We start from the raw sequence: 23,663 nt of genomic DNA, 5'->3' as shown, positions 1-23,663 counted from the left end.
TTTTTAATCAGTTATTATAATAATGAAAAATACATTCTTTCTTTTAACCCTTTTGGTTACAACTTTGGCATTTTCTCAAAGTATAAAATACGATGGTTTTATACAGGATGGGAAAAAGCAGCCACTAGAAATGGCTAATATTATGGCTATAAACAATTCAACTAAAGCAATGGACTCCTATGGAATTACCAATGATAAGGGTAAATTTCAGTTAAGCTTAAAACAAAATTCATCTTATAGTATAAAAATTAGTTATCTCGGAATGAAATCAAAAGAGGTATCAATTACAACTCAGACAGAAAATATTTCTGAGAATATTATAATGGAGGATCTTGGAATAGAATTAGAAGGGGTTGAGATTGTACGTGAAATGCCAGTATCTATTAAAGGAGATACAATTGTTTATAATGCAGATTCATTTAAATCTGGAACTGAAAAAAAATTAGAAGATGTCTTGAAGAAACTGCCAGGAGTTGAGGTTAATGCCGATGGAGAAATAGAAGTAGAAGGCAAAAAGGTATCTAAGTTAATGGTAGAAGGAAAAGATTTTTTTGATGGAGATACAAAATTAGGAGTCAAGAATATTCCTGCTGATGCTATTGATAAGGTACAGGTATTAAGAAATTATAATGAAGTTGGAGCACTAAAAGGATTGGGGAATGATCAGGATAATGTTGCAATGAATATTAAATTAAAAAAAGGAAAGAAGAATTTTTGGTTTGGAGATATGACTGCTGGAATAGGAGTTGGAGAGCTAGACACTCGATATGTGATTAATCCGAAAATATTTTATTACAGCCCTAAATACAGTATTAATGTAATTACGAATTTTAATAATGTAGGCGAATTACCTCTTACAATTCAGGATTATTTTAAATTTACTGGAGGGTTTAGAAGTATGATGCAAAAGGGAGGGAGTAGTTTTGATGTTTCATCTAATGATCTTGGGATTTCGCTTTTACGTAACAATCGTGCAAAAGAAATAGAAACAAATTTCGGAGCAACAAATTTTACCTATTCAGTTACCAAATCATGGAATTTAAGTGGATTTGGAATTATTTCTTCGGCTACGACCGACCTAGAAACCAAATCGCAAACGACAATACTTGAATCTGGAGATCAGCAAAAAAATGATGAGTCAACGCATCAAAAAAATAATTTAGGACTTTTTAAATTAAGTTCTAGTTACAAGCCAAATGCAAAATTTCAGTTTGATTATGATATTTTAACAAAATTGTCTAAACAAGAAGAGAACAGTAGTTTGTTGCGAGAGGCTATTGTTGGTAATACAACTACTACTGAGGATATATTTACAAACAAAAAACAAGACCCAATCTCGATTAATCAGAACTTGAGTTTGTATTATACAAAAAATGATAAAAATATTTTTGCTTTTGAGGCACAGTATTTATATCAGGATGAAAATCCTTTTTACAATGCTAATTTACAAAGTCAGCCATTTGACTTGTCGGGGTATATTTCAGGTCAGGATAGGAATGATTTAAATCAGAATCGTTTTGTGAAAACAAATAAGTTAGATGCTAAATTTGATTACTATTATATGGTAACACCAAAGAGTAATATTAATGTAACGATTGGAAATACCTATTCATTTCAGAATTTTAATTCTCATATCTTTCAGATTCTGGATGATGGGACAACCAATAATTTAGATGCTGTTGAAAACAACAATCAAGTAAAATATAATTTTAATGATGTATTCCTAGGGTTGCATTATAAAATCTTGACAGGTAAATTTACCTTTACTCCAGGAGTGAGCGTACATTCTTATGCAATGAAAAATAATCAGTTGAGTTCAGATTATTTACAGAACTTCTTTAGAGTTTTGCCTGATTTATATGCTTTGTATCAGATAAAAAAATCAGAAACATTGACCTATAATTTTTCACTGACTAATAATTTTACTGATATCAATCAGTTGGCTTCAGGTTATGTTTTATCCAATTATAGTAATTTGTTTCAAGGGAATAGGTTTTTAGAGAATGCAACTTCTCAAGTACATTCTTTGCGCTATTTTAAGTACAATATGTTTAATTTTGAAAATATTTTTGCGAATGCAACATACACTAAAAAAGTTGATGCAGTAAAAACAAATTCTGATTTTACGGGTGTAAATCAATCTTCGATGCCATACAATTCTAATCTTGCCGATGAAACCTTTTCAGGAATGGGAAGTTATGGGCGGTCGTTTTTAAAGAACTATAAAGCTTCGTTAAGTGCTAGTGTAAACTGGTTTAAGTTTAATAATATTCAGAATGATTTGCCTTCAACAACCGAAAGCTTTAGTCAAAACTATACAGTAAAAGCTGCTACAAATTATAAGAGCCTACCTAATCTTGAATTTGGATATACCTTCTTACTGAATAAATATAGTGGTTCTACATACTATACCGATAAGCCTTTTGTTAAGTTGGATTACTATTTCTTAGAAAGTTTTTCTTTTGTAGCCGATTATGAGTTCTATCATTATTACAATAAAAACAAATCCATAGATAATGAATATGATTTCTTAAATGTCAGTTTGGTTTATCAAAAAAAGGATAGTAAATGGGAATATAAAGTAGCAGCAACCAATTTGTTAAACACAAAATATTTAAATGATGATAGCTTCTCACAGTTTTCTACTAGAGTTTCACAGTACACAGTTCAGCCTCGATATATACTATTTTCAATGAAGTATAATTTGTAGTCTTAAATGTGTTAATTTATTTTTTTAAGTTTTAAAAAGTAAGTATATTTGTGCATTTTAAATGATTAACTGTAATTTATTATGCGAAATTTTTTACCAACTACTTTAGTGCTTTTTTTTATTACTGCGATTTCATTTGCACAAAATGATACTATCGAAAGAGGTTCTTATTTGTTTATAGGTGATGATGTTTTGGAGTCAGCAATAAAATTAAATTTATTGGAAAACAATAAATATGAACTTGTATATTGGAAAGGAGATTATGAAGTAAAACAAGATTCTTTATTGTTAAAAGGTGATGAATTCATTTTTGATGTTGATTATACGTACGATGAACCTGATAATAGCGGAGAACTTAAAGTAACTTTTACACCTTCACTTTATAAAGGGGTGTATATTGGTACACAAAACGGCACAGGCTCGATTGAGTATCAAAGATTGACAGATATAGAGTATATATATGATAAGAATTCTGTTTATAATTTTAAGATCGACCACACACAATTTTTATATCTTGTTTATGAAGGATATGATAGCAGTGAGTCAAGTAAAGTGGTAAAATACGAAATACCAGCCCAAGCAACAGGAGTAATAATTAAGCACCAACCTTATTCAGAAAATCTAGAACTAAAAGGTTTTTTTGATAAAAAGAATAAGGAGATTTTGATTTCTGGATTATTGGATGAAAAACATATAGCTACATTTAAAAATGAAAAAGTAATTAGTAACCAGTCAGTAAAAGAAAAAGTACTTCCTTTAGAGAACAAAAAAATTACTAATTGGACATATCCAGGAAAAGAAGCAAGTATCACTGAGAATTGGGTTGAAGCAGCAGATAGTGCTGTTGCTCCCTCTGACATTACTACTAAAATAGATTTTAAACTCAAAGTAGAAAGTTCTTTAGCAAAAGCTATAAAAGTGACGAAGGCTAAAGGCAATAAGTTTTTGTTTGTATATTATGATAGCAATAATAAAGAGGCAAAGAGTGATTTTGATGCATTTATAAAAAGGCAAGAAGGGATCATAGCGTATAATTTTTATGAAGGGTATGATTCTAAATTTGATATGTACAATTATTATTTAGCAACCGGAAAAGATAAAAATTGGTTGAAAAAAAATAAAATTTCTAATTCGCCAAGTATAATTATATTGGATGAAGACGGTACAGTTTTGGCTACTGCAAAATCAAATTTAAACGATAAACAATATCAGTTTTTTTTTTATGATCTCAATATTAGATTTAAAAAAGCAAGTGCTTTGAAAAAATTTGAGCGAGTGCTCACTAATAAAAATGCAAATGATGCGGAGTTAATAAAAGCATTTAAAGATGTTTTAGTATTATTATCTGATCTTTCAGAAATTAAATATTTTAATTATTATATAGATGATAGTGAAAATTACATTACAGTTGCTAAAGGGGGGTTAGATGAAAAGCAAGTTCAGTTAGTTTGGGAAAACATTATTAAGACACATGAAAAAGATGTAAAACCGAACATGATACTGGTAGAATTGATTTTGGAAGAAATACAAGAGAGAGGATTTAATAAACAAGTTTTTTTAATAGACAAGGTTTTGAATGATACCGATTTTAAATCTATTGATTATTTGATAAAACATTATGATGAAATCGAAGCACAACGTGCGGTATATAATGCTAATAGTGGTAATCGTGTTGTTATAGGTGACTTAAGGGGCGAAATTTCAGATGCTTTGAAAAAGAGTACAGGTTGGTATGTTTATTTTGCGGGCCAGAAAAAATCTAGTCTAAAAAAAATAATTGAGGCATATAAAAATTTAATTTCTAGTAGAAAAGGTGATTTTGGATCGTATAAAAATTATTTTTATTTTTTGAAAAAAAAAGCAGTAAATGGAAATCCTGATAATCTGTATTTAAAAGAATTTGATGCTTACTTTAATACTAATTTGGCAATTCATGAAAATGCAATTGAAAGTTTAGATGCAATGTATAATACAGTTTGTATTTTTACACCCCATTTTAAATGGGGAGAGTTTAAGGAATACTATAGCAATCTATGCAACGATGTGGCTTGGTTTACTGTACTACATTCAAACGATGCTACATTTATAAAGAAAGCCATTAAGTGGTCGGAATTTAGTTTAGTTGTTAAAAAGAATGATCCAGATTATCTTAATACATTGGCGGAGTTATATTATAAAGACGGACAAAAAGAAAGAGCGATTAAGATGCAACAGCGAGTTGTAGAGCTCTTTAAGAGTAATGAGTTTGGTAGTGTTATAAAGAAAGCATTAGAAACATTAGCCAAAATGCAAAACGGAACCTATTAATATAACGTGCTGAAAAAAGTTGGCTCATTACTATTTCTTAGAAAGTTTTTCTTTTTAGCCGATTATGAGTTCTATCATTATTACAATAAAAACAAATCCATAGATAATGAATATGATTTCTTAAATGTCAGTTTGGTTTATCAAAAAAAGGATAGAAAATGGGAATATAAAGTAGCTGCAACCAATTTGTTAAATACAAAACATTTAAATGATAATAGCTTCTCACAGTTTTCTACTAGAGTTTCACAGTATACGGTTCAGCCTCGATACATACTATTTTCAATGAAATACAATTTGTAGTTTTTTGTGTATTAATCTTTCTCGTCCTAAAAATAAGAAGGTATATTTGTATAGCTTAACTAACTATATTTTATTATGCGAAATTTTTTGACAAGTACTTTGGTGCTTTTTTTCATGACTGCGATTTCATTTGCACAAAACCAAACTATCGAGAAAGGTTCTTATTTGTCTAAAGATGATAATCAAGGATTAAGAATAAAATTAAATTTATTGGAAAACAATAAATATGAACTCGTATTTTGGGAAGGAGATTATGAAGTAAAACAAGATTCTTTATTGTTAAAAGGGAAAGAAAAAAACAGGACTGTTTTTGATGTTAATTATACATACGATGGACCTGTGAATACTGGAAAACTTAAAGTAAAGTTTGAAGAAACATTATATTATAGTTTTTATATTGGTACACAAAACGGTACAGGCTCGATTCACTATCAAAAATTGTCAGATGTAGAGTTTGTAGATGATGGAGATTTGGCTTTGGATTTTGAGATTGACCACACACAATTTTTATATCTTGTTTATGAAGGATATGATAGCAGTGAGCCAAGTAAAGTGGTAAAATACGAAATACCAGCCAAAGCAACAGAAGTAATAATTAAGTACCAACCTTATTCAGAAAATCCAGAACTAAAAGGTTTTTTTGATAAAAATAAAAAGGAATTGGTCGTTTTTGAATTATCGGGTAAAAATCCGTTGACATTTCAAAACGAAAAAATAATTAGTAACCAGTCAGTAAAAGAAAAAGTACTTCCTTTAGAGAACAAAAAAATTGCTAATTGGACATATCCAGGAAAAGAAGCAAGTATCACTGAGAATTGGGTTGAAGCAGCAGATAGTGCTGTTGCTCCCTCTGACATTACTCCTAAAATAGATTTTAAACTCAAAGTAGAAAGTTCTTTAGCAGAAGCTATAAAAGCGACGAAGGCTAAAGGCAATAAGTTTTTGATTGTATATTATGATAGCAATAATAAAGAGGCAAAGAGTGATTTTGATGCATTTATAAAAAGCCAAGAAGAGATCATAGCGTATAATTTTTATGAAGGGTATGATTCTAAATTTGATGTGTACAATTATTATTTAGCAACCGAAAAAGATAAAGATTGGTTGAAAAAAAATAAAATTTCTAATTCGCCAAGTATAATTATATTGGATGAAGACGGTACAGTTTTGGCTACTGCAAAATCAAATTTAAACGATAAACAATATCAGTTTTCTTATTATGATGATCTCAATAATAGGCTTAAAAAAGCTAGTGCTTTGAAAAAATTTGAGCGAGTGGTCACTAATAAAAAAGCTAGTGATGCTGAGTTGATAAAAGCATTTCATGATGTCTCAGTATTAGCTAGTGCCTCAGGATATGAATATTATTATGAAGATACTAGTGAAAATGCTTTTGTAATTGCTAAGCCCGTTTTAAATGAAAAACAAGTTCAGTTAGTTTGGGAAAAGATTGTTAAGACACATGAAAAAGATGCAAAACCAAACATGATGCTAGTCGAATCGATTTTGACAGGAATAAAAAACCCAGGATTTAGTAAACTGGTTTTTGAGAAGGATAAAGTTTTAAATGCTATTGATTTTAAATCAATAGATTATTTGATGAAACATTATGATACAATCGATGCACAACGAGTACAATATAATGCGCAAGATAGTACTCGTGTTGCTATAGGGGATATAAGTAGTGAAATTTCAAATGCTTTGCAGAATAGTACAATTTTGTATGTTGATGGCAATATTGTAGAAAAATCAGATGAGAAAAAAGTATTGGAAACATTTAAAAAAATAGCTTCTATTGGAAAAGGTAATTTTGAATCATATAGAAGTTATTTTTATTATTTGGCAGCAAATGCAGCAAATGGAGATCCAGATAATACCTATTTAAAAGAATTTGATACTTATTTCAATACTTATTTAAAAGCAGGAGAAAATGCGATTGAAAGATTGGATGAAGTGTTTAATACTATTGATATTTCAGCATCTTATTATGATTGGAGAGAATTTAAAGAATACCATAGCAATCTTTGTAATGATGTAGCTTGGTACACAGTATTGCATTCAAACGATGCTGAATTTATAAAGAAAGCAATTAAGTGGTCAGAATATAGTTTAGTCGTTAAAAAGAATGATCCGTATTATCTTGATACATTAGCACAACTGTATTATAAAGACGGACAAAAAGAAAAAGCAATTAAGACGCAACAGCTAGCTATATCGCTCTTTGAGAATGTTGAGCAAGATACTAAGCAAGATATGAAGGAAACGTTAGTTAAAATGCAAAACGGAACCTATTAAATTAAGAAAGCCTTTGAAGATAATCTTCAAAGGCTTTTTTTTAGTTTTTAATTTTTATAGTTATCCTAATTTGATAATTATCTAAAGTTAGTTTTTTCTCTTCTTTACTACCGTTTGCACTAAGGTAATTTATAAGTATTGAATATTTTGGTGACTCAATTTTCTGGCTGATGTCATTGCTGTCTCTGTTTTTGAAACGAAGATAATTGGTGTCTATGAAATCCGATAATCTTAGCGGAATAATATCCTGATTTATTTTCAAATCAATACCGTAATTTTTTTGAATAGAGGAGATAGAATAACTGTTATTGTTTATTTTGATACACTCATTACAATCCAAATCAAGTCCCTTGTAGAAGTCAAAAGTGATGTCATATCCGTTAATATTCTGTATGTTTTTTGTGTTGTGATTATAGTAAAAATCATCTTTAGTGTCAGGCTTAGTATCATATTTGTAACGATATTGTAAACCTAAAGCTTCCATAATGAAGAGTGAACTTATGTTTTTCTGCGTTTTAATATTAATATTAAGTTTGTTACCCATAAAAGGCAAAAACGCTTTGACACTGTAATTATCTTTTATAAAATCGACAATGCTGCTGAGGTCTTTTTCTTCTTCGAAAGTTAGTTTTTGTTTTTTGGATTTTTCTACATATAATTCAAATCTTGATAGTTGGCTGTTTTTAGAAATGGTACTAGCACTTTGTGGTCCCACTAAAGAGAATAATGCAGCCAAACACATACTAATAGGAATGAATTTTATCTTGGGATTTTTTTGAATTAAAAAATAGCCTACAATAACACTTAACAAGATAGCCAATAATAGTACGTAGTAACGATCGTGTGTAAAACCATAAAGATTGATTCGGTATAAAATGGCCCAAAATAATAATCCTAATAAGGGAATTAACAAATAGTAAAACCAACGATTAAAAGTTCGGATCCAAAGATTTTCTGTTTCTTTTGCAATAGGTAATACCAATAAAAAAGAGAGAATGCCAAAAAGAGCAAATACCAAAACGAGATAAGAAACCCAGCCCACAGGAAGTGAAAGAGTCACCAGAATTTTAGCTTCATAGCAAATCAAAATAACCAGATACAAACTTATTAAAGGCAATAAAATAAATTGGGTAAAAGTCTTAAGCCCTTTTGGATAATTTAGTGTGAGAGGAACTTCTTTACTGTTTGTTTCAGGAACGCCAGCCAAGAAGAAAAGAGTATTAAAAATACCAGCAATAACAAAAAATAAGTATAAATAGATGTTTCGATTAAATTCTACATTAAATAAATTATCTACTGCTAAGATTGCCAATGATAAACCAGTATAAAGCACTATGCTGTAAAGACCGGCTGTAAGAATACGCAAGAAAAGCTGTTTATTGAATTCCCAAAATTCACCTTGATCGTATGTCTTTGGAATAAAACCAGCAAAAGAAACTAATAAGTGCAAAGCGATATTGAGTACTAAAAATTGTAAGATTTCAACATCAGTTAGTGATTGAGAAAAATTAAATACAAAACCTGTTACTAACCCTCCTAATAATAGGCTCGTTAGATACCGAATCCAATTCTTTTTTTGAGATGCTAGAAAATACAAACTAATAGATAAAAATAATACTAAGCACAAAGAAGAGCACATTAGGATTTTTTCGTAGAAAACTCTCGAATTATAATCTTCTTCAGAATGTATGATGGCAATGACAGTCCCAAAAATAGACGTTATGGTTTCTAGAGGGAATCTAGTTATGGTTTTTAGTATTGTTTGTGCTATATTTTGTAACGAAGGAAACTTACTCATCTTTTATCAGTTATTATGCACAAAGGAAAGCAAGCTGTAAGAGATTACCAAATAAAATAATTGCGATTAAAAAAGGACTCTAATGTTTTGTTGATTTTGTATTTTTATAAACGTTTCAAATATTAATGAGTCTTTTTTCTTATTAAATGACTAAGTTTGAATTATAAAATTAAAACGTATGAAAAAAATAATTACTCTTGTTTTGATTGCTTATGGAGGAGTGGCTTTTTCACAAGCAATTAAAAAACCTTTAGTTTCAGCAATTACAGATAAAGATCTTAGAACAGATATGTATCAGATGGCTGGAGATCATTTTAATGGGCGTGAAGCAGGTACTCTAGATGAATTAAAGGTATCGATGTGGCTAGCAAATAAAGCTAAAGAAGCAGGAATGGAACCATTAGGAGATGACGGAACGTATTTCCAGTTTTTTGATTTGTATAGACATCAGGTTAGCCCAAATTCAAAATTCAAAATAGGGAAAAAAGAATATAAATTGTGGAAAGAAGTTCTTGTAGCGGAAACCACAAATAGCAAAGTAGATGCATCGTTATTGTATTTAGGAGCTGCAACAAAAGAAGAAATCGAGAAAGCAAATATAAAAGGGAAAGCAGTTGTATTACTTGCTTCAAAACAAGGAATTGCCGATGATATTTCTCTTTTTGACAGACGTTATCCTGGTTTAGTAAGAAATAAATATTATGATCTTGTAGTAAAAAAAGGAGCAGTAGCTCTTATCATAGTTGCAGATGATTTAGCAGAAGAGAGCTGGTCGCAGGTAGAACCACAAATGACAAGAGGGGTTTATGGAATTGAAGGGTTTCGTGATAAGATAGGAGGAACTATGCCGGTGTTTTGGGTGCACTATGATCAATTAGGATATCTAAAAAGTACAAAAGATAAATTGTCTACAGAAGTAATTTCCGAGACTTATAAATATCCGTCAGTGAATGTTATCGGAAAAGTAGAAGGAACAGATCCTAAATTAAAAAATGAGTATGTACTTTTTAGCGGACATCAGGATCATGATGGAGTAAGACAAAAATACGGTCAGGATTCTATTTACAATGGAGCTGATGATAATGCGAGTACTTGTGTAGCAATGTTAGCTATTGCAAGAGCATATAAAAAGCAACCAGGAAAAAGAACTGCTTTATTTGTGTTTCATGGTTCAGAAGAGAGAGGGTTATTGGGTTCAAGATGGTATGCGTCAAACCCAACAGTTCCAGAGAAAAATATTGTTGCCGTATTAAACGGAGATATGATTGGTAGAAATAATGTAAATCAAGCGGCACTTTTAGGTTCTAGTTCACCTCATGAAAACTCCTCAGATTTGGTTAGTATTGCTAAAAGAGCCAATGACGAAGGACCAAAATTTGAATTAGATAAATTATGGGATAGACCAGAGCATCCAGAGTATTTTTACTTTCGTTCAGATCATTTGCCATATGCTCGTAAAGGAATTCCAGCTGTGTTTTTTACCAGTGTTTTGCACAGTGAATATCATACTCCAATGGATGAATCTGAAAAGATTGATTACGTAAAATTGCGTAAAATGACAGAGTGGATGTATCGTACAGGTTGGATTTTATCAAATGATGCAAATCGCCCAAAAACATTACCTAATGTACAATTAGAAAGATAAGAAACTGGGTTTCTATAAAATAAAAGAGGCTGTCTAAAATTTTAGACAGCCTCTTTTGGTATATATATTGTTTGAATTACAATCCAAATGCAGTTTTTACCTGATCAACAAAATCAAGTTTCTCCCATGTGAATAACTCAACAGTAACCGTTTTTTCGTTTCCTCCTGGAGCAGAAAAAGTTTTAGTTACAGTTTCTGGTTTACGACCCATATGTCCGTAAGCAGCAGTTTCACTATAAATAGGATTTCTTAATTTTAAACGTTGCTCAATAAAGTAAGGACGCATATCAAAAATAGCTTCTACTTTTTTAGCAATCTCACCATTGGTTAAGTTTACTTTAGAAGTTCCGTAAGTATCAATAAAAATACCCATTGGTTTTGCAACTCCAATTGCATAAGAAACTTGTACTAAGATTTCATCAGCAATACCAGCAGCTACTAAGTTTTTAGCAATATGACGTGTAGCATAAGCAGCACTTCTATCTACTTTACTTGGGTCTTTTCCAGAGAAAGCACCACCACCGTGAGCACCTTTACCACCGTAAGTATCTACAATGATTTTTCTTCCAGTTAATCCAGTATCTCCATGAGGTCCTCCAATTACGAATTTTCCAGTTGGGTTAATGTGATATTGAATTTTATCGTTGAATAAATGAGCATGAGTTGGATTCTTAGCGATAATTCTTGGAATAAGAATTTCGATAATATCCTTTTTGATTTTAGCAAGCATTGCAGCTTCCTCATCAAAATCATCATGTTGAGTTGAGATTACAATAGCATCAATACGAGTTGGCTTATTGTCATCACTGTACTCTAATGTTACTTGCGATTTAGCATCAGGACGTAAATAAGTGATCTCTTTATTCTCACGTCTTAAAATAGCTAATTCTTGTAATAATTTATGAGATAAATCAAGTGCCAAAGGCATATAATTTTCAGTTTCATTAGTTGCATAACCAAACATCATTCCTTGGTCACCAGCTCCTTGTTCTTCAGGGTTTGCTCTGTCAACACCTTGGTTGATATCAGCAGATTGTTCGTGAATCGCAGATAGGATACCGCAAGAGTTTGCCTCAAACATATATTCACTTTTCGTGTAACCAATTTTTCTGATTACATCACGAGCGATTTGCTGTACATCTAAATATGTATTTGATTTTACTTCACCGGCCAAAATTACTTGTCCAGTTGTTACTAAAGTTTCACAAGCTACTTTAGAATCAGCATCAAATGCCAAAAAGTTATCAATTAATGCATCCGAGATTTGATCCGCAACCTTGTCTGGGTGTCCTTCGCTAACAGACTCTGACGTAAATAAATAAGCCATAATATTTATTAAATTAAAATTAAGCGAGAAAAAATAATTGCTAGAAATGCTAAAGGAGGATTCCTGCTTTAGCATTTTTTAATACTGAAATGAAAATCTTTCAGCATCCATAATGAATCTTTTCATTATGAAGAGGTTGCAATCAGTTCAAATTTTTCCTCTGTATTCGGGTGCAAAGGTATAAAACGATTTTGAATTGCAAATTAATCTTTTGTTTTTTTAATTTAATAAAGAGAAATTTAACATATTCTACTTCTCCTATAGAGTTTAGAAAATAAATCGACTTTTGTTTGGTAGACTAAAAAATAGTTCGCAAATTTGCCCCAACAAAACAAAAGAAAATGAAATTTACAGTAAACAATATGATGTCTTGTATGATGCCGGAGTATTCCGCAGAGATACTATTGTAGTTTTTTTTCAAAAATATATACATAGAGCCTCTGCAAATTGCAGGGGCTTTTTTGTTTAAGCTAGAAAAAAAAATGTAAAATCATTTAAAAACCAAATAATAATAAATCAGTAAAAAGTAATGAAAAAGAATGTAGTATTAGTTTTAGGGCTTTTAACATTTTCGGGTATTTATGCTCAAGAAAATAAAAAGGAGAAAGATACTTTACAGAATAATGAATTATCAGAAGTAACGATAATTGGTTCTAGAAGTAAAAACAGAGTAAAAACTGATGTGCCAGTGCCGATCGATATTTTTAATATTTCAGAAATAACAAAAGGAGCTCCACAAACTAGCGTAACTCAAATTTTAAATTATGTAGCGCCATCGTTTACAAGTAATCCCACTTCAACTGCAGATGGAACTGACCATATAGATCCAGCACAATTAAGAGGACTAGGACCAGATCAGGTTTTAATACTTGTAAATGGTAAAAGAAGACATACAAGTGCATTGGTTAATATCAATGGTGCACCAGGAAGAGGTTCAGTAGGGACAGACTTAAATGCAATACCATCATTTGCAATAGAAAGAATTGAAGTTCTTAGAGATGGAGCAGCTGCTCAATATGGTTCAGATGCAATAGCAGGAGTAATTAATATTGTATTGAAAAAGAATGCTAATTTCCTTTCAGGAGAGGTGCAGTATGGTGCAAATATTTCTTCAGGGTCAAATAACTTTAAAGGAGGAACTGATGGTCAATCTTTGCAAGTAGATTTGAACTACGGAACATCTTTGGGTAAAGAAGGAAGTTTCTTGAATGTTACAGGTAGTGCTGTTACCAGACAGGCTACAAGTAGAGCTGGTATTAGAAGTAACGGAATCTTTAATGCATACAATGCTGTCGAATATAGAGCAGCTCAAAATGGGGTGAATGTTAATTCATTATTCAGTAACATTAATACAACTCCAAATTCAGCTCAGATAATTAGCTCGTTGCAACAATACGCTCCACAAGTAGGTTATTTTACACCAGCACAACAAGCAGCAATTTCTTCTGCAAACAGTATTAGTCAAATGCAAACAGCATTAAACTTTGATGTAACTAATAATGAGATCAACTATAGAGGACAAGAAAGAAGTGATTATAATATGAGTGTAGGACAATCAGAATTGGCTTCAGGGCAATTGTATTATAATGCTAAATACCCTCTAACTGAAACTACATCATTGTATTCTTTTGGAGGGGCTTCGTATAGAAACGGAAAATCGTACGCTTTTAATAGATTACCGAATGGTTCAGGAACATTTACACAAGTATATGCAAATGGATTTTTACCAGAAATACAATCTGATATTTTAGACCTTTCTTCGGCAGTGGGCGTTACTACTCAGTTATTTGGATTTGATACAGATATTAGTACAAACTTAGGAACAAACTCTTTTAAATATGATGTGAACAATACTATCAATGCTACTTTAGGGACAAACTCAGCAGATAGCTTTTATGCAGGTAAAGTTTCTTTCTTGCAAAGTACAACCAATTTAGACTTAAGTAAAAAATATGACGTACTAGAGGGATTGAATGTTGCTTTTGGTGGAGAGTTTAGATATGAAAACTATAAAATAAAACAGGGGGATGTAGAGTCTTATGCTTTATATGATGTAAACGGAAATGTTGTTTCGGGAATTTTACCAAGTAACTCACCTTTAATCGTGACTGACTTTTTTGGTAACAAGCGTGGGGCAGGAGCACAAGGATTCTCAGGATTTCAACCTTCGGATGCTAAAGAGAAAGATAGAAAAAGTGGTGCCGCTTATATAGATTTAGAGTTAAATGTAACTAAAGATTGGCTTTTAAATGGAGCAGCTCGTTATGAGAACTATTCAGATTTTGGTAGTACTGTTACTTTTAAACTAGCTTCTCTTTTAAAACTTACAGATAATATAAATTGGAGAATTTCTGGACAAACAGGATTTAGAGCGCCATCATTGCAACAAAAATATTTTGAAAGCAGTTCAACACAATTTATTAATGGTTCTCCATACCAAGTAGGTTATTTTACAAATGACTCAGAAGCTGCAAAAAGTATTGGTGTAGAAAACTTGAAACCAGAAACTTCAAAAAGTATAAGTACAGGATTTACATTTAAGATTCCAGATGCAAATATTACAATTGCTACAGATGCTTACTTTACAAGAATTGATGATAGAGTTGTTCTAACAGGGCAATACGCAAGACCTACAGATGCACAAATAAACGGAGCAACTTCTCCAGAACAAAAAGATGCATTGACATTGTTTCAACAAGCATTTGATTTAAAAGGTGTAGAGAGAGCTTCTTTCTGGACAAACGGAATTAACTCTGAAACGAAAGGAATTGATTTAGTAATATCTCAGAAATATAATGTTATCCAAGATTTCACAATCAGAAATGATTTTGCTTTAAGTTATAATACGACAAAAAGAGTTGGAGAATTAAATGTGCCACAATCAATTATAAATGCAGGTGGAGATCCATATAAATATTCGTTTTTCCCAGAGTCAAGCAGAATTTATTTAGAAGAAGCAATTCCTAAATTAAAAGCCAACTTAATGACAACTTTCAGTATTAAAAAACTGGATATTTATTTAAGAAACAGTTATTTTGGAAAAGTTACTGATCCAGGAGCAACAGATGTAAACTTGGATGGTTTCTCTTCTGTTTATGAGCACCCAGAATATAGTGGCAAATTAGTTACTGATTTATCTTTCGGATATCAGGTAAACGAACATTTAAGACTGACGCTTGGGGTTAATAATATTGGAGATGTTTATCCAGATAGAAATAATCCAGCAACACCAGCTTTTACAAATACAACACCAACATTGTCACCAGCACCTAGTACAGATTTAAGTAATGCAAATCAATTTGCTTATTCTAGAGCCGTATCGCAATTTGGATTAAACGGAAGATTTGGTTTCGCTCGTTTGAGTTTTAAAATATAATTTGTTGAGTGTTTAGTGTTGAAATTTAAAAATAGAGATATAAATACACTCAGCGATCTTATTAAAAAAGATAGTAACCATCTAAGTAATGTAAGAGTATTTAAGATTTTACTTTAACGAACTTACATTACTTGGTGGTTTAAAAAAAAAAATCAGTAGTTAGCAGCCCAGTTTAGGCAGTATTTACAAGAGATTCTTCTGTTAGAAAAAAATAATTGTAAAAAAGTAACTTTAGATTTGGTAGTTAGAAATATAGTAATTACATTTACTCTATAGAATTAGTAGAATTAAAAAAACAAACAAAACAATTTATAAAATGAATACAATAGCAAATAAAATGATGATGTGTTGTATGATGCGTATGTGCATCCCAATTTGCTATTGCCAAAAGTGAAAGATTAAATCTTTGTTATAGTTAGAACTATAAGCCCTTTTGGTAGCCATCCGAAAGGGCTTTTTTTTATTCTATAACTAAAATTATAATCATGAAAACACTACATATAATTTCAAAAACAATTCAGTCATTATTAAAGACATATTTCAAAAGAGATTTCAGCATAATACAAAATAAAGGAGTTGGTACAGTCGAAATAAAAGGAGAATTATATTCAAGCGAATCAAATTCATTATTGTTTCAAATGTATGCTCACGAAGACGAAGATCTTTTTATATGAACAAAACATAATCACGAAATATAAATACACAACCTATTAATTAACTAAAAAAATTAAAAATCATGAGCACACAAAAATTTGCAACAAACGCACTACACGCAGGACATGACGTTACTAAAAATGGAAGTACACGAGCTGTTCCAATTTATCAAACATCTTCTTATGTTTTTAATAACTCAGATCATGCGTCCAATTTATTTAGTCTTGCCGAAGCAGGTTTTATATACACAAGACTAAACAACCCAACAAATGATGTTTTAGAACAACGTTTGGCAGCATTAGAAGGAGGTATTGGAGCTGTTGTTACAGCATCAGGAGCATCGGCAATTGCAACGACTTTGTTAACCTTACTAAAAGCAGGAGATCATATCGTAGCTTCGAATAGTCTATATGGAGGAACTTATAATTTATTAAAAGTTACTTTGCCAAGATTAGGAATTACAACCACATTTGTAGATCCATCAAAAGCAGAAAATTTTACCAAAGCGGCAAAGGAAAATACCAGAGTGTTTTTTGTAGAGTCATTAGGGAATCCAAAATTAGATGTACTGGATTTAAAAGCAATTTCGACAGAAGCCAAAGCATTTAAAGTGCCATTTATAGTCGATAATACAGTGCCAACTCCCTATTTACTTAATCCGATTGAATATGGAGCAAATATTGTAATTCATTCATTGACTAAATATATTTCAGGAAATGGAACGTCTTTAGGAGGAGCAATAATCGATGCAGGTACTTTTGATTGGGCAAACGGTAAATTTCCTGAATTTACAGAACCATCTGCAGGTTACCACGGATTAATATATAATGAAGTATTAGGAAATGCTGCATTTATAGCCAAAGCACGTATAGAAGGATTGCGTGATTTTGGTTCGGCATTGAGCCCGTTTAATGCTTTCCAGATTATTCAAGGATTAGAGACGTTGCCAATTCGTATTAAGAAGCATAGCGAAAACGCATTGGCATTGGCATCTTGGCTAGAATTACAAGATGATGTAGTTTGGGTAAATTATCCAGGTTTAAAATCAAATAAATATTATGACTTAGGACAGAAATATTTACCAAAAGGACAAAGTGGAATTATCACTTTTGGATTAAAAGGAGGTTTTGAAGCTGCCAAAAAAGTAGCTGATGAAACTAAGCTATTCTCGCTTCTGGCAAATATTGGAGATACCAAGTCATTAATTATCCACCCAGCTAGTACAACGCACCAACAATTATCAGAAGAAGAACAAGCTTCAACAGGAGTTTCAAAAGATTTGATTCGACTTTCAGTAGGAATTGAAGATATCGATGATTTAATAGCCGATTTACAAGCGGTTTTCAAAAATATAAAAAGTGCTCAATTAGCATAAGTTAGAAAGTTAGGTTTTTTTGTTTTTTGTTAGAAAAATTGCCTTTAACCACGTGAGCAGGGTTAAAGGTGATTTTCAAAAAAAGGAATACACACAACCAGCTCCAGAATACCATAAAAAAAGAAATTATGTCAAAGCTTAAAATAAATATCATCCTTTTTGGAATAGGAAATATTGGAAGTACATTAATAAATCAGATAATCGAAAGCCAAGCATTTTTTAGCGAAAATAAAAGCATTGATTTGAGATTTCCTATCATAACCAATTCAACATTGGCGTTTTTTGAAAAGGAAGGGGCAGAGAATGCATGGGAAGCTAATTTTGTACATCTTGCTATTCCATTTAAAGTAGAGGATATTATTGCTTTTGCAAAAGAAAATGCATTCGAAAACTTAATTGCTGTAGATGCAACTGCAAGCGATGAATTGGTAGATCATTATATTCCATTAATCCAAAACGGATTTAATATCGTGGCAGTAAATAAAAAAGCCAATACATTGCCAATTAATTTTTATAAAGAATTAAGAGAGAACCTTAAAAAATACGATAAAGAGTTTTTGTATGAGACCTCTGTAGATACTGGTTTCCCAGTATTGCAAACAATTAGAGATTTGTACAATTCGGGAGAGAAAATAACCAAAATAAGAGGTGTTTTTTCAGATTCATTAAGTTATGTTTTTAATCGATTTTCGTCGGAAGAAACTTGTTTTTCAGAGGTGTTAAAAGATGCCGAAAAATTACAACTAATAACCTCTGATTATGAGAGAGATTTATCAGGTAATGATGTGGCAGAGAAACTACTTATTCTAATTAGAGAGATTGGGAAGGATTTTGAATTCTCAGATATAAAAACTACACCGATTTTAGATCACAATCAATATGATATAAATGCAAAAACAAAACGAGTACTCAATAAAGAGGTATTGGATAAGTCTTTTAAAATTGCAAAAATCACACAGGCCGATAATCATGTCTTAAGATATGTTGGGGAGTATAATGTTTTAGATAATAAACTAGAGGTAAAATTAGTTTCAGAATCTACCAAAACGGCAATTGGACAATTAAAAGGATCAGATACAGTTTTTGAAATTTATACACAATCTTACGGAAACATTCCGATAGTTATTCAAAGTGCAGCCGCAGGAAGAGAAGCTATAGCCAGAGGAGTTATAACAGACATTCTAAAAGTTGCCGAAAAGATAAAAAATAAAGAAGCTATTTGGGCTTAGAAATTTTTAAAATTGAATTTTATATTCAATTTTTTTTTGATTTAAAGTTTGATGTTCTTTGAAATTCATGTTTAGTAGAGGGGTTTTTAAATCGCTGAAGGCTAAATTTATAGCCTATTGAGATGCATTTAGTCGTTAAAAAATAACATTTCGTCGTTTTTTTGTTTTTTAATGCAAATTTAACGTGATTTTACCATTAAAATAAGGGTTCCGGCTTGGTTAATCCGAAAATATGTTGCATATTTGTTAAACCAAAAAGATACCAATTAAGATGAATTTTAATATTTGTAAAACGATTAAGGTCATGTCGGAGAAATCCGTTGGGAAGTCTGTTGCTTAGAATTATATCTATACAGTATATATAGCAAAGCCTTCCAATAATCTTGGGGGCTTTTTTTTTTGGATAATATAAATATTGAAATTTTTTAAAATAAAAAATAATATCAAAATGAATTATAACTCGAAGTTTAAGATGATGCAGAATGTCGCGCTTATTTGCGCACGCACCCATTGATTTCCAAAAGTATAATAAGTTCAAACGACTTAAACCCTTTTGGTATAATTTCCAAAAGGGTTTTTTTATGATATCGAGATTCATTTAATAAAGTAAAAAACAAATAAACACAAATAAAAAATTATTAAAACGCACGTTATGAGCACTCAAAATTACTTAGCAAAAAGGTTCGGATTCTTTAAATTCTTTAGAACTAAAAAAAGTACAATCATCCAAACAACAAATGAATTGGCAGATTCAAGATTTGGCATGGAAACTACAGATGAGACTGCAGGAAAAAAAGCACCTAATTCTTTGCTTTTCTTGATGTATTCTACAGAGAATGAAACCTTATTTATTTAAATTAAAACTTTAAATAAAATACAAGCCAACAACAAATTTTTTCTGGATATACGTGTCCAGTGGTTGCTTGTACGTGATTGTTTTGCTTGAACTATTTTGTAAACGAACCAAAATCAAATGAATAAAAAATTTGGTCGTTTAAGAAAATAGTAGTTTATTTGTGCCGTTAAGTTCAAAAACGTATTGAAATGTTATAAAGAAAGGACGAGGGATTAGACCCTATGAATCCTTAGCAACCCTTCGATAAATCGAAGAAGGTGCTGCATTCTACCACGCCCAACGTGGAAAGATAACACAAAGAATTTCTCTAGCCTAGCTCTAGTTTTTTCTTTTTAATATTTCCATGTACAAATCAAAAATTACAAAAGATTTGAAATTGGAAAATAAAACCAACCCGATTACATTAAGCAATTTTGTCACCGAAAGTGGCGCTTCGTATGCAACGATAAACCTAAGTTATGAACTTTTTGGTTTGCCGCTACACACTGCACCTATAGTTTTGGTAAATCATGCATTAACAGGAAATGCTCAAGTTACGGGCGAAGATGGTTGGTGGAATGACTTGATTGGTGATGCAAAAACCATCGATACTACTAAATATACAATTCTAGCCTTTAATGTTCCTGGAAATGGATATAATGGCACCTCAATTGAGAATCATGCAGACTTTACCGCTAGAGATATTGCTCGAATTTTTATAAAAGGAATTGAGTTCCTAAAAATCGACCAGTTATATGCAATTATAGGCGGTTCAGTAGGTGGAGGAATTGCATGGGAAATACTAGCATTAGAACCTCAAATTACTAAACATTTAATACCGATTGCAACTGATTGGAAAGCTACCGATTGGTTAATTGCAAACTGCTATTTGCAAGAGCAAATCCTAAAAAACTCTTCTAAGCCAATAGAAGATGCAAGAATTCACGCGATGTTATGTTACCGTTCACCAGATTCTTTAAAAGAGAAGTTCCAAAGAACTAAAAATGAAGAATTAGCTGTTTTTAATGTAGAAAGCTGGTTGGGACATCATGGGAAAAAGTTGCAAAAAAGGTATCAAATCTCATCATATAAATTAATGAATCAGTTGCTAAAAACAATTGATATAACAAGGAATACAGCTGATTTTAAAACCTTACTATCAAAGACAACTGCTGATATTCACATCATAGGAATTAATTCGGATCTGTTTTTTACAGCAAAGGAAAATCAGGAGACTTATCAAGAATTAAAAAAGTTCAAGGAGAATGTTTCTTATAGCGAGATAGATTCAGTTCACGGACATGATGCTTTTTTAATCGAGTACAAACAATTAGATAATTTGCTTGCATCTATTTTTTAGAGCAACATAAAATACAACACAGACACAATGAAAATATTAAAATTTGGAGGTAAATCATTATCAAACGGAGAAGGACTTAATAAAGTAGTTTCGATAATTATTGATAAAATAAATCAAGGTGAGAAAATTGCCGTAGTCGTTTCTGCTCGTGGAAACGCAACAGATGAATTAGAAGATATATTGACAATAGCTTCTAAAAATGGAAATTATAAACCCTTATTAGAGAGTTTTAAAACATATCAGATTTCTGAATATAAGAATGTTGATTTCTCAGAAGAATTTGAGGTTTTGGACAAGCTTTTTGAAGGGGTTAGTTTAATTGGAGATTATAGTAAGAAGATAAAAGATCAGATTCTTTCAAAAGGAGAATTGCTTTCGGCTAAATTACTAACTGCAATTTTGATTGAAAAAGGAGTTCCTGCAAATTTTGCTGATTCTAGAGAGTTGCTTAAAACAGATTCTAAATTTGGTGATGCACAACTATTGGAGCAATTATCAAAGAAAAATGTAATCAACTATTTCAAACAATACAACGGCTCTACTGTTAATGTTGTAACGGGCTTTATTGGTTCAAACAACAATAACGATACAACTACTTTAGGAAGAAATGGTAGTAATTACACTGCTTCTCTATTGGCAAATTATTTAGATGCTGAAGAACTTCAGAATTTCACACATGTTGATGGTATTTATACAGCAAATCCAGATTTAGTAAGTGATGCTAAAAAAATTGAATATTTATCATTCAATGAAGCAAATGAGCTAGCAAATTTTGGAGCTACTATTTTGCATGCTAAAACCATAATTCCGTTAATCGAAAAGAGTATACCACTTCGTATTTTAAATACGTTTAATCATGAAAACCGAGGAACATTAATCACATCAGATTCTGCCAAAGAAGGAATTAAAACACTTTCGGTGCTAGAGAACTTGTCATTGGTTAATCTAGAAGGTCGTGGGTTACTTGGTAAAGCAGGAGTGGATGCTCGTATTTTTAAAGTAATGGGAGATAATGATATTAGCGTTAGTATCATTTCACAGGGTTCATCAGAAAGAGGAATTGGTCTTGTGGTTGCTACAGATAAAGCGACTACTGCAATGATTGAATTAGAAAAAGAGTTTGAAAATGACTTTTATTCTAAAGATGTTAATCAGATTACAGTAACAGATAATGTTTCGGTTATTTCTATAATCGGACAAGATTTAAGTACTTTTCACAAACCTTATACAGCTTTAATTAAAAATAAGATTGTTCCGATTTTATTTAACAATACAGTTACAGGTAAAAACGTGAGTTTGGTAGTTAAAAAATCAGAATTAAATAAAGCTTTAAATGTAATCCACGGAGAGATTTTTGGAGTTTCAAAGAAAATCAATATTGCTGTTTTTGGACACGGATTGGTTGGTGGAACTTTAATAAATCAAATTTTAGAATCAGCAGCAAGTATCGAAAAACGTAAAGATATTAAATTGAATGTTTTTGCTATTGCTAATTCAAAAAAGGTGCTTCTAAATAAAAATGGAGTTACTACAAATTGGAAAAAAGATGTTGAAGACAATGGTGTTGCATACACAATCAATGATGTTATTGCTTACGCTAATGAGCATCATTTGGAGAATTTAATTGCTATTGACAATACTGCTAGTGCCACTTTTGTAGAGAATTATATTTCTTTGATAGAGAGTAGTTTTGATTTGATTTCGTCAAATAAAGTTGCAAACACACTTAGTTATGGCTTCTATAAGGAGCTAAGAAAAGCATTGGCAAATAATCAAAAGAATTATTTGTATGAAACTAATGTTGGAGCTGGGTTGCCACTAATTGACACAATCAAATTATTGCACCTTTCTGGTGAAAATATCACAAAAATAAAAGGTGTTTTCTCAGGGACATTGAGTTATTTATTTAATAATTTCTCAGCCAAAGAGTTGCCATTTAGCCAGATTTTGCAAGAAGCAATTGATAATGGATATACAGAACCAGATCCACGTGAGGATTTATGTGGTAATGATGTTGGTAGAAAATTATTAATTTTAGCTAGAGAATTAGATTTACAGAATGAGTTTGAAGAAATTTCGATTCAGAATTTAATTCCAGAACATTTGCGTGAAGGAAATGTTTCTGATTTCTTGACTAAATTAAAAGAATTTGACCCCATTTATGACAAGATAAAAAAGGATCAAAAGCCAAATCACGTATTGCGATACATAGGTGAGTTGTCTGGGGATTTGCAAAATGACAAAGGGATCTTGGAGGTAAAATTAGTTTCTGTACCTTCGGATACAGCTTTGGGAGGATTAAAAGGATCAGATTCTTTCTTTGAGATTTATACTGAATCTTACGGAGATAGGCCAATAGTAATACAAGGAGCTGGTGCTGGTTCGGCAGTAACTGCGAGAGGTGTCTTTGGAGATATCCTGAGATTATCTGATAAAGAATAGTTTGCGAGAA

13 protein-coding genes and 1 riboswitch are annotated in these 23,663 nt (G+C 31.3%); of the genes, 11 read left to right on the top strand and 2 right to left on the bottom strand.

Going from position 1 to position 23,663, the window contains the following annotated elements; all coding sequences use genetic code 11:
* The first annotated feature begins 22 nt into the window (after window positions 1–22).
* The 3 genes from LNQ49_RS10140 to LNQ49_RS10130 all read left to right on the top strand — a co-directional run bounded on the left by LNQ49_RS10140 (window position 23) and on the right by LNQ49_RS10130 (window position 7,612).
* Window positions 23–2,710: a carboxypeptidase-like regulatory domain-containing protein gene (locus LNQ49_RS10140; protein WP_229988666.1), complete on the top strand. Its 2,688-nt coding sequence runs from the start codon at window positions 23–25 to the stop codon at window positions 2,708–2,710.
* An 81-nt stretch (window positions 2,711–2,791) separates the two neighbouring features.
* A complete protein-coding gene (locus tag LNQ49_RS10135) occupies window positions 2,792–5,017 on the top strand; it encodes a hypothetical protein (protein ID WP_229988665.1) in 2,226 nt (741 codons plus the stop codon).
* Between the two features lie 375 nt (window positions 5,018–5,392).
* Window positions 5,393–7,612 carry a hypothetical protein gene (locus tag LNQ49_RS10130; protein ID WP_229988664.1) on the top strand — a complete coding sequence of 740 codons (2,220 nt, stop codon included), beginning with the start codon at window positions 5,393–5,395 and terminating at the stop codon, window positions 7,610–7,612.
* Window positions 7,613–7,652: 40 nt separating this feature from the next.
* On the opposite strand, the gene LNQ49_RS10125 is transcribed toward LNQ49_RS10130, so the two are convergent.
* A complete protein-coding gene (locus LNQ49_RS10125) occupies window positions 7,653–9,410 on the bottom strand; it encodes a DUF4153 domain-containing protein (RefSeq protein ID WP_229988663.1) in 1,758 nt (585 codons plus the stop codon).
* 178 nt (window positions 9,411–9,588) lie between these two features.
* On the opposite strand from LNQ49_RS10125, the gene LNQ49_RS10120 reads away from it, so the two are divergent.
* Complete coding sequence (locus tag LNQ49_RS10120) at window positions 9,589–11,055, top strand: M28 family metallopeptidase (RefSeq protein WP_229988662.1); 1,467 nt, start codon at window positions 9,589–9,591, stop codon at window positions 11,053–11,055.
* A gap of 76 nt (window positions 11,056–11,131) precedes the next feature.
* On the opposite strand, the gene metK is transcribed toward LNQ49_RS10120, so the two are convergent.
* On the bottom strand, window positions 11,132–12,382 hold the full coding sequence (gene metK, locus LNQ49_RS10115; RefSeq protein WP_229988661.1) for a methionine adenosyltransferase: 1,251 nt from the start codon (window positions 12,380–12,382) through the stop codon (window positions 11,132–11,134).
* Window positions 12,383–12,911: 529 nt separating this feature from the next.
* Between metK and LNQ49_RS10110 the strand changes: the two genes are divergently transcribed.
* The 7 genes from LNQ49_RS10110 (at window position 12,912) to thrA (ending at window position 23,653) form a co-directional block, all read left to right on the top strand.
* Entirely contained in the window at window positions 12,912–15,758 is a 2,847-nt protein-coding gene (locus tag LNQ49_RS10110) for a TonB-dependent receptor plug domain-containing protein (protein ID WP_229988659.1), read from the top strand.
* 485 nt (window positions 15,759–16,243) lie between these two features.
* Window positions 16,244–16,432 carry a hypothetical protein gene (locus LNQ49_RS10105; protein WP_229988657.1) on the top strand — a complete coding sequence of 63 codons (189 nt, stop codon included), beginning with the start codon at window positions 16,244–16,246 and terminating at the stop codon, window positions 16,430–16,432.
* A 62-nt stretch (window positions 16,433–16,494) separates the two neighbouring features.
* Window positions 16,495–17,787, top strand: a complete 1,293-nt coding sequence (locus LNQ49_RS10100; protein WP_229988655.1) for an O-acetylhomoserine aminocarboxypropyltransferase/cysteine synthase family protein — start codon at window positions 16,495–16,497, stop codon at window positions 17,785–17,787.
* 128 nt (window positions 17,788–17,915) lie between these two features.
* Window positions 17,916–19,016 (top strand): homoserine dehydrogenase family protein, encoded by a 1,101-nt coding sequence (locus LNQ49_RS10095; protein ID WP_229988654.1) that lies wholly within the window; start codon window positions 17,916–17,918, stop codon window positions 19,014–19,016.
* Between the two features lie 652 nt (window positions 19,017–19,668).
* The gene (locus LNQ49_RS10090) at window positions 19,669–19,872 is read left to right on the top strand and encodes a hypothetical protein (RefSeq protein WP_229988653.1); all 204 of its coding nucleotides are present in this window, start codon (window positions 19,669–19,671) and stop codon (window positions 19,870–19,872) included.
* Window positions 19,873–20,060: 188 nt separating this feature from the next.
* A riboswitch (SAM riboswitch) is annotated at window positions 20,061–20,168 on the top strand.
* Between the two features lie 47 nt (window positions 20,169–20,215).
* Window positions 20,216–21,211 (top strand): alpha/beta fold hydrolase, encoded by a 996-nt coding sequence (locus tag LNQ49_RS10085; protein WP_229988652.1) that lies wholly within the window; start codon window positions 20,216–20,218, stop codon window positions 21,209–21,211.
* 27 nt (window positions 21,212–21,238) lie between these two features.
* Complete coding sequence (gene thrA, locus LNQ49_RS10080; protein ID WP_229988651.1) at window positions 21,239–23,653, top strand: bifunctional aspartate kinase/homoserine dehydrogenase I; 2,415 nt, start codon at window positions 21,239–21,241, stop codon at window positions 23,651–23,653.
* The last annotated feature ends 10 nt before the right edge of the window (window positions 23,654–23,663 follow it).

It is taken from the genome of Flavobacterium pisciphilum (assembly GCF_020905345.1).
In the GTDB taxonomy this organism is placed as follows: Bacteria; Bacteroidota; Bacteroidia; order Flavobacteriales; family Flavobacteriaceae; genus Flavobacterium; species Flavobacterium pisciphilum.
This window is presented reverse-complemented; position numbering and strand designations above follow the sequence as displayed.

Coding starts and splice junctions, on each gene's coding strand:
- LNQ49_RS10140 (WP_229988666.1), top strand. CDS start 23: ATGAAAAATACATTCTTTCTTTTAACCCTTTTGGTTACAACTTTGGCA.
- LNQ49_RS10135 (WP_229988665.1), top strand. CDS start 2,792: ATGCGAAATTTTTTACCAACTACTTTAGTGCTTTTTTTTATTACTGCG.
- LNQ49_RS10130 (WP_229988664.1), top strand. CDS start 5,393: ATGCGAAATTTTTTGACAAGTACTTTGGTGCTTTTTTTCATGACTGCG.
- LNQ49_RS10125 (WP_229988663.1), bottom strand. CDS start 9,410: ATGAGTAAGTTTCCTTCGTTACAAAATATAGCACAAACAATACTAAAA.
- LNQ49_RS10120 (WP_229988662.1), top strand. CDS start 9,589: ATGAAAAAAATAATTACTCTTGTTTTGATTGCTTATGGAGGAGTGGCT.
- metK (WP_229988661.1), bottom strand. CDS start 12,382: ATGGCTTATTTATTTACGTCAGAGTCTGTTAGCGAAGGACACCCAGAC.
- LNQ49_RS10110 (WP_229988659.1), top strand. CDS start 12,912: ATGAAAAAGAATGTAGTATTAGTTTTAGGGCTTTTAACATTTTCGGGT.
- LNQ49_RS10105 (WP_229988657.1), top strand. CDS start 16,244: ATGAAAACACTACATATAATTTCAAAAACAATTCAGTCATTATTAAAG.
- LNQ49_RS10100 (WP_229988655.1), top strand. CDS start 16,495: ATGAGCACACAAAAATTTGCAACAAACGCACTACACGCAGGACATGAC.
- LNQ49_RS10095 (WP_229988654.1), top strand. CDS start 17,916: ATGTCAAAGCTTAAAATAAATATCATCCTTTTTGGAATAGGAAATATT.
- LNQ49_RS10090 (WP_229988653.1), top strand. CDS start 19,669: ATGAGCACTCAAAATTACTTAGCAAAAAGGTTCGGATTCTTTAAATTC.
- LNQ49_RS10085 (WP_229988652.1), top strand. CDS start 20,216: ATGTACAAATCAAAAATTACAAAAGATTTGAAATTGGAAAATAAAACC.
- thrA (WP_229988651.1), top strand. CDS start 21,239: ATGAAAATATTAAAATTTGGAGGTAAATCATTATCAAACGGAGAAGGA.